Here is a 13,661-nt window from a genome sequence, read left to right as displayed (position 1 = left end):
CATCGGATCGGAAAAGAGGAAGGGCTGAGTTACCACTGGTACTTCGCTCCCGCCGTGAGCAGACGGCCTTGCCCCCAGTAGCAGTAGTTCGCGCCCGTGCAGGAGGCGAAGTACTTGCGGTCGAGCAGGTTCGACACGTTCAGCCACGTAGTCCAGCCTTGCAGGCTCGAGAAGCGGCGGCCAAGGTCGTAGCGCAGCGAGAGATCCACGAGCGTGGCCGACGAGGTCATGAACGAGTTCGCCGTATCGCCATACGAGCCGCCGATATAGCGCACGCCGCCGCCGAACAGCAGCCCCGCGAGCGGTCCGGCGGAGACCGTGTAATCGGCCCACAGCGAAGCCGTGTTGCGCGGAATGCCCACCGGCACCTTGTCGAGTGCGGTGTTGCTTTTCGTGTTGAGCAGGTTCGTGTAGGTGTAGCTCGCGATCAGCTGCAGGTTGTTCGAGAGGCTCGCGTGGCCTTCCACTTCGAAGCCCTGCGAACGCACCTGGCCCGTCAGCACGCTGGCGCCGCTGTGGAGCGGGTCGCTGGTCTGCACGTTGTTCTGGGTGATATGGAACGCCGACACCGTGACGAAGCTGTTATAGCCCTTCGGCTGCAGCTTCACGCCCACTTCGTACTGCTCGGCCGTGAGCGGTGCGAACGCCTCGCCGCTGTACGTGGTGCCGACCTGCGGCTGGAACGAGCGCGAATAGCTGACGTACGGGGCGACGCCGCTGTCGAACTGGTACACGCCACCCGCGCGCCACGTGAACGCGCGGTTGAACTGCGTGGTCGTCGCGCCGGTCTTGTACGAGGTCACGTCTTCGTTGGCCCAGTCCTCGCGGATGCCGAGCAGGAACGACCACTTGCCGATGTCCAGCTGATCCTGCGCATACGCGCCGAGCTGTTTGATCGACGTGGCGTTCGACGTCGAGAACATGAAGTTCGGATACGGAATGGTTTGGCCATAGATCGGGTTGCTTTCCTGCAGACCCGGCGTGGAAGTCAGGTTGCCATAGAAGTAATGGTCGAACTGCATGTTCTGGTAATCGAGGCCGACCGTGACGTTCTGCTTGACCGGCCCCGTATTGAACTTCGCGTTCAGCTGATTATCGACAGTGTGCGAATTGACGCTGCCGTAGTTCAGATACGCGGTGCGCGCGAGCGTGTCGGTGCCCGACTTGAAGCCGTCGTTGCCCACGTACTGGATCGTCTGCGTGTTGCGCAGGAAGCGATAGCTCTGCTTGAACGACCACACGTCGTCGATGCGGTGCTCCAGTTGATAGCCGATCGACATCTGCGTTTTGCGGAAGCTGTCCCACGTCGGCTCGCCCGGATTGAGGCTGCGGCTTTGCCACGTGTACGGCACCGAGTTGTAGATGCCCGCTTCCGGGTCCGCCTGATAGTTCGCGAAGACGGTGAACGTCGTGTCCTTCGACGGGCGGAACTGGATGGTCGGCGCAATCGAGAAGCGCTGCTGGTTCACGTAGTCGGTTTGCGTGCCGGTGTTGAAGCCGTCGGCGGTCAGGCGGTAGAGCACGGTGCCGTCCTTGTCGACCGGGCCGCTGAAATCGAAGAAGCCCTGGATGCGGCCATAGCTGCCGGTTTCCAGGCCGACTTCGTGATACGGCGTGTCGGTCGGCATCTTGCTCACGAGATTGACCGTGCCGCCGGGCGAGCCCTGGCCGTACAACACCGAAGCCGGACCGTGCAGCAGCTCGATGCGCTCGAACATGTACGGATCGAAGCTCGTGACGTTGAAGCCGAAGCCGCCGTTCGGGCCCGGCGTGCGCAGGCCGTTCCAGAATTCGTCCACGAGGAAACCGCGTGCGTAGAGGTATTCGAGCGAATCGGTATTGGTGCCGCGTTGTTCGGGGTTGATGCCCGAGGTGTAGCGCAGCGCCTGCGCCACGCTTTGTGCACCCTGCACGTCCATCTGGTCACGCGTGACGACCGAAATGGCCTGCGGCACCTTGATGATCGGCGTGTCGGTCTTGGTGCCGGTCTCGCTGCGCTTCGCCACATAGCCCACCACCGGACCCGTGGCCGTTTCGCTTTGACGCGCGCCCTGCACGACGACGGCCGGCAGTTGCTGGCCCGGTTGCGCAGCGGCGTCCGACGCCGCCACGGGCGCCACCGCTGTTTGCGCACTGGCGATCTTCGCGATCGCGAGCGCCACGACCGCCGTGATCGTGCGCATCTTGATCCGCTTCGCCTCGCATGCCTCGATGTTGCTGTCGTTCGACGACTTTCCGATCCATCCCCGATTCATCCCACGTACCCCGTTCAAGATTTAAGACTCGCCAAATTACGAATGCGAATCATTTCGATTGTCATTTATAAATCAGCAGGCGGACGATAGAATACGGTCGGAGCGGCGCAGACGTCCTGTCAATTCGCTACGCGAAACCGTCGAAATTTGACGGTTTTGCCGTATATCCTCAAAAGACTCACAAATGACCGATATCTGGCAACGCATCACCGGTACGCAGCGGCGATATCTCAAGCGTCCCGTCATCGCCAGGCGGTGCGATTTCGAAGCCGGCGACAGCGAAAGCTGGCACTCGCACACGCAACCGCAGTTCGTCTACACGACGCGCGGCGTGCTGCGCGTCATCACGCCCGACGGCGCGTGGACACTTGGCCCGTACCGCGGCTTGTGGATCGCGCCGCTCGTTGCGCACGAGTTGCAGGCGGTTAGCCAGGTGGAGATGTACACGGTCTATTTCGAAGTCGACGTCGCGCCGCGCGAGGAGCCGAGCTGCCACGTGCTGATGATTTCGACGCTGCTCCATGCGCTGGTGAGCGCGCTCGCGCTCGATCATCAGAACGGCCATCCCGAGCGCCGCTCCGGGTTGATCGACCCGCTTCTGCTGCAGGAGATGCGCGAGGCGCAGCTGGCTTCCGAAGGGCTGCTGCCGCTACCGAAGGACCGCCGCCTGCAACAGATTTGCGGCCAGCTGATGGACGCGCCCGCCGACAATACCCCGCTCAACGACTGGGGCATGCGCGTGGGCGCGAGCGAAAGCACGCTGGAGCGCGCTTTCAAGGACGAGACTGGCCTCACGTTCGGCCAATGGCGCCAGCGCTTGCGGCTGGTGGAATCGATCTCGCGGCTCGCCAAGGGCATGGCGGTTTCCACCATCGCCACCGAACTCGGCTACCGCAACTCCAGCGCCTTCATTACGATGTTCCGGCGCGCGATGGGGGAAACGCCCCAACGTTTCCTGCGCAACCGTAGCGGGCTGGAGCAGGTGACAGTGCATCAGGCGCAATAGCCGAACGCGCGCCGGATGCAGCTGAACCGAGCGGCGGCGCAAGCAAAACGCTTGCGGTTCAGCGCATGTTTCGACCCGCGGGCTGCACCCTCATCGTCACGCCGCTAGCGCGCCTTCACTTCTGCGCTGAAACGCCTTCCCTTCACCGTCGAACAGATGGCAATGCTCGGGCTTCGCGCCGAGCTTTTGCGCGTGGCCCTTCTCGTGCCGCTCGAGCGGTGCAATGCGTGCGATCAGGCCGTCTGGAGCAACGCGCGACTCCGCATACAGATACGCGGCGTCGCCGAGCGACTCGACGGTCATCGTGCGCGCCTGGGTGCCGTCCCCGGTGGTGCTCGCATGCAGGTGTTCGGCACGAATGCCGACTGTCACCTTGTCGCCTTCCTTCGCCGCGCCCGGTTCGACCGACACGCGCTGGGTTTCGCCCGTCTCGTAACGTACGGTCACGCCGTCGCGCGACACAGCCTGCACGGCGCCTTCCAGGAAGTTCATCTTCGGCGAGCCGATGAAGCCGGCAACGAAGCGGTTCGCCGGCGCGTGATACAGCGTCGTCGGGCTGCCGACCTGCTCGAGGTTGCCCGCCGACAGCACGACGATCTTGTCGGCCAGCGTCATCGCCTCGACCTGGTCGTGCGTCACGTAGATCATCGTGGTCTTCAGTTCGTCGTGCAGACGCGCGAATTCGAGGCGCATCTTCACGCGCAGCGCGGCGTCGAGATTCGAAAGCGGTTCGTCGAACAGGAACACCTTCGGCTTGCGCGTGATCGCGCGGCCGATCGCGACGCGCTGGCGCTGCCCGCCGGATAACAGCTTCGGCTTACGGTCGAGCAGATGGTCGATGTGCAGGATCTTCGCCGCATTGCGCACGGCCGAGTCGATTTCCGGCTTCTTCGCGCCGGAGATTTTCAGGCCGAACGCCATGTTGTCGTAGAGCGTCATGTGCGGATACAGCGCGTACGACTGGAACACCATCGCGATGCCGCGCTTCGCGGGAGGCACGTCGTTCATGAGTGCGCCGTCGATCGTCAGGTCGCCGCCGCTGATATCCTCGAGGCCCGCGATCATCCGCATCAAGGTCGATTTCCCGCAGCCGCTCGGGCCCACGAAGACGACGAACTCGCCGTCCGCTATGTCGAGACTCAGGTTGCCGATGACTTCGTGGTGATCGTATTGCTTCCTGACGTTGTGCAGTTGTACCCGTCCCATGTCGCTTCATTCCCCTCGATAGTTCAACCAGACCTTCATCGGTCCGCTTTCGCGGTTGTGCCACGCAAAATAAGGAATCGCGATCAGGGTGGCATGGTCGTTCGGCGCGGTATCGGCGGCCTCGGTCAGCGGCCGGTAAAGCGCGCCTGTCCAGTCCGCACCGATTTCGCGTTTGTACGCGCTGCCCTCGAGCACCACCACGCCCCCGAGTTGCGCTTCCCGCCATTGCGCTTCGAGTAATGGCGGGTCGACGTATAGCTCGTCGAGATCGACGCCCGGCATGTCGGCGCGTTCGACGCAATACAGCACCGGCCCGCGACTCAGCGCGATCCGGCCGCGATTGTCGGGCACCTTCGGGTGACTTTGCCAGGCGCGCAGGGCCATGGGCAGCGTCAGGCGGACCACATCGCCGGGTTGCCACAGGCGCTGGATCACGATGTAGCCGTGCGCGTGCGCAGTGGCTTCGATCGCAACGCCGTTCACGCTCAACCCGATCGACGGACTCGGCTGCGTGGCGGCTGCAGCGCCTTCGCGAGTGGTCACGAAACCGGACGCGCCGTTGAGCCACCCCGGAACACGCAACTTCAGCGCGAACTCGCCTTGACCATCGACGGCGATTTCAACGGCGCCGTCCCACGGATACCGCGTGCGCTGACGCAGTTCCACCGTGCGCCCGTTGAAGTCGATTCGCGCGTCGCTTTCCATATACAGGTGTACGTAAATGGAGTCGGCATCCGTCCCATAGACATAACCGGGCAGCGACGCAATCGTGCGCGCGACGTTTGGCGGACAGCATGCGCAGTAGTACCAGGGTTGCCGGCGATGCCCGCCGTCGTCCTCCAGCGGATTCACGTAGTAATACGCGTCTCCAGCGAGCGACCAGCCCGGCAGCATGCCGTTGTACAGCGTCCATTCGAACAGGTCGGCATAGCGGGCCTCGCCCGTTGCGGCGAGCATGCGGTGGCACCACATCATGCTGCCGATCGCCGCGCAGGTTTCGGTATAGGCCTGGCTGTTCGGCAACTCGAAGTCCGCGCCGATCGACTCGCCGTCATGCCGTGCGCCAACGCCGCCAGTGATATACATGCGATGCGCGACGAGCCGGTCCCACAGCGTTTCGAGCCTTGGCAGCAGGCCGGCTTCGCCGGTCTCCAGGTAGAGATCGGTTACGCCGCAGGCCATGTACAAGGCGCGCACCGCATGCCCGGCGAGGGTCTCCATTTGGTCGAACGGCACGTCGTCCTGAAAATAGGCGTCGCCGAACCGGCCGCCCGCGAGCAGGCCGTGACCGCGCGCCTTGATGAAGAAACGCGCCAGCGCGAGATACTGGTCGTTGCCCGTTTCGCGCGCGAGTTCGATGAGCGCCATTTCGATCTCTTCGTGCCCGTCGATGGCCTCGATCTTGCCTTCTGTTTCCGGGCCGAAGCGATCGCACAGCAGGTTGGCGAAGCGGATCGCCACGTTCAGCAAGCGGCGCTTTCCGGTTGCCCGGTGGTGCGCCACCGCGGCCTGAATCAGATGGCCCGCGCAATACATCTCGTGCAGGTCGCGCAGGTTGCTCCAGCGTTCCGCCTTGCGCTCCACGCTGAAATAGCTGTCGATATAGCCGTCGTCGTCCTGCGCGCGTTCGATCAGGGCGATGCCTTCGTCGATACGTTTTTCAAGCAGCGCGTTCGGTCCGCGCGCCACCACCCACGACGCCGCCTCGAGCCACTTGTACAGGTCGGAGTCGTTGAAGAATATGCCTTCGAAAGGGCCATCGTAGTCGCCGGACACGCGGCGGAAATTGTTCAGCCGCCCCGTGCTTTCAAGGAGGTCCCATTGGCTCGGCAACGTCTTGTCGATGTTCGTCGCAAAGCGTCGCCCCCAGAAGTCGCCGAGCAGCTCGACCGCCGTGACGGCAACCGGTTTGATGCGCGCGTAGCGCGTGGAAGCGGAATCGACTACTACAGGCTGTCGCAAGGTTCTGGTGTCGTTCATGATGTATGGGGAGGGTTATGCCTTGACCGCGCCAGCAATCAGACCGTTGATGTAAAAGCGCTGCAGCAGCAGAAAGAGAAGCGCGCACGGCAGGATAGAAATCGTGATGCCGGCCTGCATGAGCCCCCAGTCGATCGCCCCGAGCTGTCCGCTTTGCGCGTTCAGGAGCATGACGGGGAGGGTGTAGTGTCTGGCGTCGCCGAGCAGGATCAGCGCGGCCAGCAGTTCGTTCCAGGAACCGAAGAAAGCGAACAGCCCAGCCGTCACGAGCCCCGGCAGCACCAGCGGCAGCATGATCATGCGCAGCGACTGGAGCGAGCTGCATCCGTCGATTAGCGAAGCGTCCTCGATTTCCAGCGGAACCGAGTCGAACGAGTTGCGCATCATGAACACGGCGAACGGCAACTGGAACGTCGTGTAGACGAGCGCGAGCCCGAACAGCGTGCCTTGCAGATGCATCCAGCGCAGCAGCACGAAGAGCGGGTTGAGGATCGACTGGAACGGAATCATCAGCGTCGCCAGGATGACGACGAAGATGACATTGCGCCCCCGGAAGCGGAATCGCGAGAATCCATAGCCGCCGAGCGTCGAGAGCACGAGCGTCATGGCAACCGTCATCAGCGCCACAGACGCGCTGTTGCCGAGATAACGCCAGATCCCTTCACCGTAGCCCGCGAGGTTCTGGTAGTTCTCGAACGACAGACGCGACGGAATCCAGCGCGGCGGCGATGCGCTCGCATCGGCGGGCGAATAGAACGAAGTCAGCGCGGACCAGGCGATCGGAAACAGAAAGATCAGGGTGAGCACGCCGCAAATCAGGTAGTAAAGCACTACCGAAAGCCGCGCCTTTAGCCGGCTCGCGTGGCCCGCATAGTCCACGGCGGGCACGCTGGACGTCAGTGGAGTCGGCGGCATGGGAACGAAGCCGGTTTCGGCGGAACGTAGCTTGTTACTCATCGTCGTCTCGCAGAAGAATCATCTGGATCACGCTGAGCGCGAGCAACACGATCAGCAGCACCACCGACATTGCCGCGCCGTAGCCGAGCTTGAAATACGTGAACGACGCGCGATAGATCCAGTGGACCACGGTGATCGTGCTGTTCATTGGCCCGCCTCGCGTCATCACGTAGAACTGCTCGAATGCGAGGTAGGAACCGATCACCGCCATGATCAGCGCGAGCGCGAAGGTGCGCCGCATCATCGGGAGCGTGATATAGCGTTGTTGCGCCCACCAGCGCGCGCCGTCGATGCGCGCCGCCTCGTACAGGTCGCGCGGAATGGCCTGCATGCCGACCAGCAGGATCACCATGGTGAAGCCGCACGCTTTCCACACCACCATGACGATCAGCGAGGCGAGCGCGGAGTGAGTGTCGCCGAGCCACTGGACCGGCTCGCTGACAATACCCAGTTGCATGAGGATCGCGCTGAAGATGCCGACCTGATCGTTGAACAGCCAGACCCAAAGCAGGCTCGCCGTCGTCATGCCGATGACGACCGGCAGAAAGAACGCCGTCCTGAAGATGCCGACGAAGCGGCTTGCCTGATTCACGAGCAACGCGAGCAGGAACGCCACCACGAAGATGGCAGGCGTCACGAGCAGCGTGTACTCGGTCGTAAACCACAGCGCGCCCCAGAACGACGCGTCGTGCAGCAGTTCCAGATAGTTGCGCAGTCCCGCGAACGAGGGGACGCCCATCAGCGGCCAGCGGTAAAACGACATGCCGATCGTCATCGCCAGCGGCAGCAGGAAAAACACCACCGTGAAGGCGAGGCATGGCAGCACGAACCAGTACCCCGCGCCGCGCCGGCCGACGCCTCCACGTTGCTTGCGAGCGTTGGCGCGCAGCGCGAAACGGCTGCCGCCGGGCGGTGCATCGTTGAGGACGTCCATCGTCTTCGCGCCTCCTGTTGGGCGTGATTGCTCAGTGATCAGGCGTGATCACGCGCTATTGGGCGTTCAGGATCTCGGTGAAGCGTGCCTGCGCAGTCGTGACGGCTGCGTTGACGCCCTTGCCGAAGACCGCCTCCTGAATCATTGCGAGCCAGGGGCCGTTGGGATCGTTGATTAACTGATTGAACTTCGTGCTGTACGGCGTGCGGCCTTTGCTCATCGCCGTGGCCGCCAGCAGATAGCGGCTGTCGAGCTTGCTATAGGCGTTGTCGGCGAGGTCGACGCGCACGGGAATGCTGCCGTTCTTCGCGAACTGATCGACCTGGACCTGCTCGCCAAGGCTCCACTTGATGAACTCGAGCGCGTCCTGCTTGTGCTGCGAGCCCACCGGAATCGCGATCGAATCGCCGCCGGCGAAGCTCGCCCAGCCGCCATTCTGTCCGGGCAGATAGGCGAGCCCAAAGTCGATCTCAGGATGCGTTTTCTTCAGGATGCCGATTGAAAATGCGCCGGAGCCGACCATGCCGATCTTGCCGGTGAGGAATGCATTGATGAAGTTCGCGCCGCTGTCGGTTTTCGCGCTCGCCGGAATATCGCCCGCTTCCCACATGCGCCGATACATGGCGAGCGTGCCTTCGAGCGCGGGGTTAGTCAACGTGGCGGTCTTGCCGTCCGCCGAGAGCAGGTCGCCGCCTGAAGCCCACACGTAGGGCGTCATTGTGAAGATGTTGCAGCCGCCGCACGCGCCGGAAAAATAGAACCCCTTGATGCCGTTGCCGAGCGCGGTGATCTTTTTGGCGTCGGCTTCGAGTTCGGCCCACGTCTTCGGCGGCTGGTCGGGATTCAAACACGCGCGCTTGAAGAGGCTCTTGTTGTACAGCAGCATCGAGCTTTCCGCGCTGAAAGGCAGCGCGTATTGTTTGCCCTGGTAATTACCGAGCCGCAGATGAGAGGGACTGAGGCTCTGGTAGAAGGGCAGTTTTTTAGCCTGGTCGCCGATATCGGTCAGCTGACCTGCGCGCGCAAACTCGGGCACGAAAATCAGGTCGATGGCGATCACATCCGGCGCGGCGCCCCCGGCCGAAGCGGTGCCGAACTTGGTGACGAAGTCGTCGTTCGGAATGACGGTCAAATTGACTTTGGTCGGATGACCTTGATTCCAGGTGGCGACCAGCGGTGTGACGAACGCCGCATCCGACGCGCGTACCCAAAAGGAAATGCCGTCATCGGCCTGTGCGTGGGTCGCGGCGAACCATGCCACGCATGCCAACCGTCCAAGCCACCGCTTGTATCGAATCATGGATGTCTCCTCTTGTCATCGACACGCGCTTTGCGACGTTTTGCTGGCCGTCATGCTGGCATCGCCGCTTGGTACGTGCCGCCAAACTTTGGGAAATGTGCTTTTTTCTACCTTTGTGCGTTGCAGCGGCCTTTTCCGGCTCTCCGCGAACGCCCGGTGCGCAAAGATTGACACGCTACGTTTGGACTCGCAAGATGAAGAATCCGCAGTAAAACAGGACAATTCCGACTTTTCTACCCATGACAGATTCCGCACTCCGCCTGGCCTGGTTGCCGCCTCTCGAAGCGAGTAATGGCGGTCTGTTTGTCTCGCGCGGCGTGGGCGTGCATCCGTCGCGAAGAATCCAGTCTCACGAACTGATTTATGTGCGGCAGGGCTGTCTGCAACTTCACGAGGACGGCAGGCAATTCGAAGTGAATGCGGGCGAAACCTTGTTGCTCTGGCCTGGCCGGTTGCACGGCGGCACGTCGCCGTTCGCCCCCGACCTCAAGTTTTACTGGGTGCATTTCACGCTGCCTGAAACGCCGCCCCCCGGCTCGGCGTCGCGTGAGTGGCTGGAGATTCCCCAGCACGCGCGCGTCGAGCGGCCCGATCATTTGTCGGGCATGTTCCAGCGTCTCTTGAACGACCAGCAAATCTATGGCGTCCAACCGGTGCCGGACAGCCTCACGATCCTGCAGATGCTCTGGGAACTGAAGCGCTCGCGCGTCGCGGCCACGGCTGTCGACGGAGCGCCGCAGCAGTTGGCGGCAAGCGCCGACCGGTGGATTCGCACGCACTTTCATGAGGCGATCAGCGCATCGTCGATTGCGGCGCACCTGGGCTGCAATGCGGATTATCTAGGACGGGTATATCGCGCCGTGTATGGCCGTACGTTGACCGACGCCGTGCACGAACGCCGTATGCTGCACGCTGCCATTGTGCTTGCTGAGGACCGCTTGACGATCGCGCAGGTCGCCTACGAATGCGGATTCGAAGACAGCGGATATTTCCGCAGGCTCTTCAAGAAGAGCAAAGGGCATGACGCCGAACGCATTCCGGCGGCTGCATTTGCGGGTTCATGTCAACACGGCCTGATACGTTTCAGCCGTTCTGCTCGGATACCTGCCCGGCATTGGCATTGGCATCGGCTTCGCGCGCATCGTTGCGCGAAGCGGCCGCGTCCCTGGCTGGCTCTGTTGTCGCGCTCGTTTCAACGGGGGCTGGCGGGCCGTCCATGTCGTCGCCGAGCAAGGGGCGCTCGGGGTGCACGAACAGCCATAGCAGCGCACCGCAAGCCGCCGCCGCGCCGATCACGATCATGCCGCTTCCCCAGCTATGCGTGACCTTGACGATGAGAGCCAGCGTCATGGGGCCGGCGACGTTCGACAGCGCCCCCCACACGTTCGTCCAGCCCGACATGACGCCGGCAAACTCGCGCCCGAGATCCTGCGTGGCAGACCACACGACGACCTGCACGAATCCCACCGCCGCAAAGGACAGGCACAGCAAGCCGATCACCACGGCAATCGAACTCGCTCGCGAGGCTGCGGCCAACGCAAGTGCGCTCACGACAAATCCGCTCATCGCAACGGGCGTGCGCGCCCGATGGATCGAGCCGGTCTTTCTGAGCAGCCAGTCGCTGAACGCCCCCGCGGCGAACACGGCCACGAACACCGCCACCCAAGGCAACGATGCGTACAGACCCATCGCCTTGAGCGAAAGCCCGCGCGCTCGCATGAGGTACGTCGGCAGCCACGTCGTATAAAAACTCTGGATCAGCACCAGCAGGAAGTACTGGACACCGAAAATCCAGAAGCGCCACTGCCGCAGACAGCGCCTGAGCGCCCCCTTGGCCGCGGTGTGCCCAGCTGGCTGGCCGTCTGCAATGTACTCGGCCTCTGCTTTCGTGATGAGCGGATGCGCTGCCGGCGTGTCGCGGTAGCCGAACCACCAGACTGCGCCGAGCAGCAGGCCCAGTGCGCCGAATCCGTAGAAAACGGCATGCCATCCGAACCGCGCGATGGTCCACGCCGTAAGCGGCGCCGAAACGATCGGGCCAAGATAAAGCCCCGCGAGCAGCAGGGCATTGCCTTTTGCGCGCTCGCTGGCCGGAACCCAGCGCTTGAGAGCGACGACACTGCTCGACCAGTCCGCCGATTGCGCCCCGCCCAGCACGAGGCGGCACCCGAAGAGCCAGGCGAAAGAGGCGCCCAGGGGCGTGGCGATCATCATGAGCGACCAGAGCGTGCTCGTGCCGAACAGCACCTTGCGCGACCCGTAGCGTTCGGCAGCGCGGCCCGCCGGGATCTGTCCGATTGCGTAGGCCCAGAAGTAGATCGTGAGAATCATCGACATCTCGACGATCGACAGGCCCAGTTCGTTCTGGATCGTCGGGGCCGCGACCGCCATGGCTGTGCGGTCGAGCGTCATCACGAACGTCAGTGGCGCGACGAGCAAGGCCACGATCTTCCAGCGGAGATGGTTCACGTTGTGCAACATCGTTCAACTCCCTGGCGCGTGCGGAACGTGGCTTGCCTGTGGTGCAGGCTTGCGCAGCCTAGTGCGTGAATCGTTCGGAAACCTGATGAATTAAGCCTCGCGGCCGCAGTGATCGCGATCTGCTGCTTCAAACCCCTGCGGGTCGCGCTCGGCCCACTCGCGCGCCCAGACTTGCAGCGGCTGCAATGCGGCCCGGAGTTTCCTGCCTTCGGCCGTCATTTGATAACCCCCCTCGCCGTGCTCGACGAGACCCGACGCTCTCAATTCCGCGAGCCGTGTATTGAGCAGGCGGGCATTGGTGTCGCAGGCTTCCTGGAGCGCGCGGAACGTCAACGCTTCGCCGCGAAGTTCCCACAGTATCCGCAGTGCGGTCCGCCGCCCGAGCAGGTCCAGCACGACCATGATCGGCCGTCCGGTTGTCGAGCCGCGAACGGGTTGTCCTGGTCGTGGAATTTTCATGCTTTACTTTTTAAAGCATCGAATTGGAGCTGTCAAGCAAGCGATGCCCCCATCTGTCTACGCCGGAAAGCGCTGTCCGAGTTCGCGCAACCACGCGAGAAAGGTATGGATGGCCGGGTCATCGAGCCGCGCCTCGCGGACATAGCTGCAGTAGCGCCATGCGGGCAGGGCGGGGCCGTCGAACGGAAACACGAGGCGGCCCTCTTTGACGTCGAGCGCGACGAGCGCGGTAGGACCCATTGCAATACCCAGACCGTCGATGGCGGCCTGCAGGGTCAAGTAGAAGTGATCCAGTTGCTGGGAATGGCGAGGCGCAAGCCCGGGATTGCCGCTTGCCGCAAGCCACTCCGCCCAAAGGCCGGGATAGGTCGCCGTGTGGAGCAGGGTGTGGTGCGCGAGGTCCGGGACATCGTGTATCGGGTGCATTTCCAGCACCTTGGGTGAGCAAACCGGCAGCCGGACTTCCGACAAGAACTCCTTGACCGCATACCCGGCCGCCTTCTGTTCGCTGCCGCGAATCGCCACATCGCATTCGTCGCCGAGCTTTTCGATCGGCTCATCCGACGTGGTCAGCCGCACCTCGACCGCCGGATTGGTCAGCTGGAAGCCGGAAAGCTGCGGCAAGAGCCAGCGCAGCGCGAAGGTCGTGGGCGCATTGACCCTCACGATCTGCGCCCGTGTGGCTCGAAGCTGCTCACTGGTCGCGAGCGCAATGCGATCGAGCGCCGCCGATACCTCGGCCAGGTAAGCGCGCCCCGACGCTGTCAAAACGACTCTTCGGCCGCGACGCTCGAACAGGTCGAGTCCGAGCCAGTCCTCCAGTTGCCGCACTTGCCGGCTAACGGCCCCGTGCGTGACACAAAGCTCCTCGGCTGCCGCCGAAAAACTTTCCGCGCGAGCGGCGGCTTCGAATACGCGCAAGGCGTTCAACGGCGGCAAACGGCGGGACATAACCCAGATCCTATGTGACTTTTCCTGACAAGTTCCGTGAGTTTACATCGCTTTTCGTGGCAGCGACGGAGCCCTATATTGATCCCCTTGGCAGTAGCTCCGGTTGCGGATCTGTTCGATTTACTCACCAGG

General features: G+C 63.0%; 10 protein-coding genes and 1 pseudogene. 2 read left to right on the top strand and 9 right to left on the bottom strand.

What is annotated here, in order from left to right; translation table 11 throughout:
* Nucleotides 1–29 precede the first annotated feature (29 nt).
* Nucleotides 30–2,255: a TonB-dependent siderophore receptor gene (locus U5A52_RS09365; RefSeq protein ID WP_321908362.1), complete on the bottom strand. Its 2,226-nt coding sequence runs from the start codon at nucleotides 2,253–2,255 to the stop codon at nucleotides 30–32.
* 184 nt (nucleotides 2,256–2,439) lie between these two features.
* On the opposite strand from U5A52_RS09365, the gene U5A52_RS09360 reads away from it, so the two are divergent.
* A complete protein-coding gene (locus U5A52_RS09360) occupies nucleotides 2,440–3,261 on the top strand; it encodes a helix-turn-helix transcriptional regulator (protein WP_321908364.1) in 822 nt (273 codons plus the stop codon).
* Nucleotides 3,262–3,357: 96 nt separating this feature from the next.
* Here the strand turns inward: U5A52_RS09360 and U5A52_RS09355 are convergent, their stop codons facing one another.
* The 5 genes from U5A52_RS09355 to U5A52_RS09335 are packed head-to-tail and all read right to left on the bottom strand — an operon-like array spanning nucleotide 3,358 to nucleotide 9,638.
* Nucleotides 3,358–4,467, bottom strand: a complete 1,110-nt coding sequence (locus U5A52_RS09355; protein ID WP_321934582.1) for a sn-glycerol-3-phosphate ABC transporter ATP-binding protein UgpC — start codon at nucleotides 4,465–4,467, stop codon at nucleotides 3,358–3,360.
* A gap of 6 nt (nucleotides 4,468–4,473) precedes the next feature.
* Nucleotides 4,474–6,447 (bottom strand): glycoside hydrolase family 127 protein, encoded by a 1,974-nt coding sequence (locus tag U5A52_RS09350; protein WP_321934581.1) that lies wholly within the window; start codon nucleotides 6,445–6,447, stop codon nucleotides 4,474–4,476.
* 15 nt (nucleotides 6,448–6,462) lie between these two features.
* On the bottom strand, nucleotides 6,463–7,404 hold the full coding sequence (locus U5A52_RS09345; protein WP_321934580.1) for a carbohydrate ABC transporter permease: 942 nt from the start codon (nucleotides 7,402–7,404) through the stop codon (nucleotides 6,463–6,465).
* Nucleotides 7,397–8,338, bottom strand: a complete 942-nt coding sequence (locus U5A52_RS09340) for a sugar ABC transporter permease (RefSeq protein WP_321934579.1) — start codon at nucleotides 8,336–8,338, stop codon at nucleotides 7,397–7,399. The genes U5A52_RS09345 and U5A52_RS09340 overlap by 8 nt, the downstream gene beginning before the upstream one ends.
* Nucleotides 8,339–8,393: 55 nt before the next feature.
* Nucleotides 8,394–9,638 carry a sugar ABC transporter substrate-binding protein gene (locus U5A52_RS09335; protein ID WP_321934578.1) on the bottom strand — a complete coding sequence of 415 codons (1,245 nt, stop codon included), beginning with the start codon at nucleotides 9,636–9,638 and terminating at the stop codon, nucleotides 8,394–8,396.
* Nucleotides 9,639–9,877: 239 nt separating this feature from the next.
* Between U5A52_RS09335 and U5A52_RS09330 the strand changes: the two are divergent.
* Nucleotides 9,878–10,615, top strand: a pseudogene (locus U5A52_RS09330) (AraC family transcriptional regulator); the annotation flags it as partial.
* A 106-nt stretch (nucleotides 10,616–10,721) separates the two neighbouring features.
* Here U5A52_RS09330 and U5A52_RS09325 read toward each other — a convergent pair.
* The 3 genes from U5A52_RS09325 to gcvA form a co-directional block, all read right to left on the bottom strand.
* Complete coding sequence (locus U5A52_RS09325) at nucleotides 10,722–12,119, bottom strand: MFS transporter (RefSeq protein ID WP_321934577.1); 1,398 nt, start codon at nucleotides 12,117–12,119, stop codon at nucleotides 10,722–10,724.
* A 90-nt stretch (nucleotides 12,120–12,209) separates the two neighbouring features.
* On the bottom strand, nucleotides 12,210–12,521 hold the full coding sequence (locus tag U5A52_RS09320; RefSeq protein WP_321908381.1) for a winged helix-turn-helix transcriptional regulator: 312 nt from the start codon (nucleotides 12,519–12,521) through the stop codon (nucleotides 12,210–12,212).
* Nucleotides 12,522–12,635: 114 nt separating this feature from the next.
* Nucleotides 12,636–13,529 carry a transcriptional regulator GcvA gene (gcvA, locus tag U5A52_RS09315; protein WP_321934576.1) on the bottom strand — a complete coding sequence of 298 codons (894 nt, stop codon included), beginning with the start codon at nucleotides 13,527–13,529 and terminating at the stop codon, nucleotides 12,636–12,638.
* Nucleotides 13,530–13,661 lie beyond the last annotated feature (132 nt).

It is taken from the genome of Paraburkholderia sp. J8-2, from assembly GCF_905220195.1.
In the GTDB taxonomy this organism is placed as follows: Bacteria; Pseudomonadota; Gammaproteobacteria; order Burkholderiales; family Burkholderiaceae; genus Paraburkholderia.
Note: the sequence above shows the minus strand (reverse complement) of the source record. Positions and strands in the feature narration are given on the sequence as shown.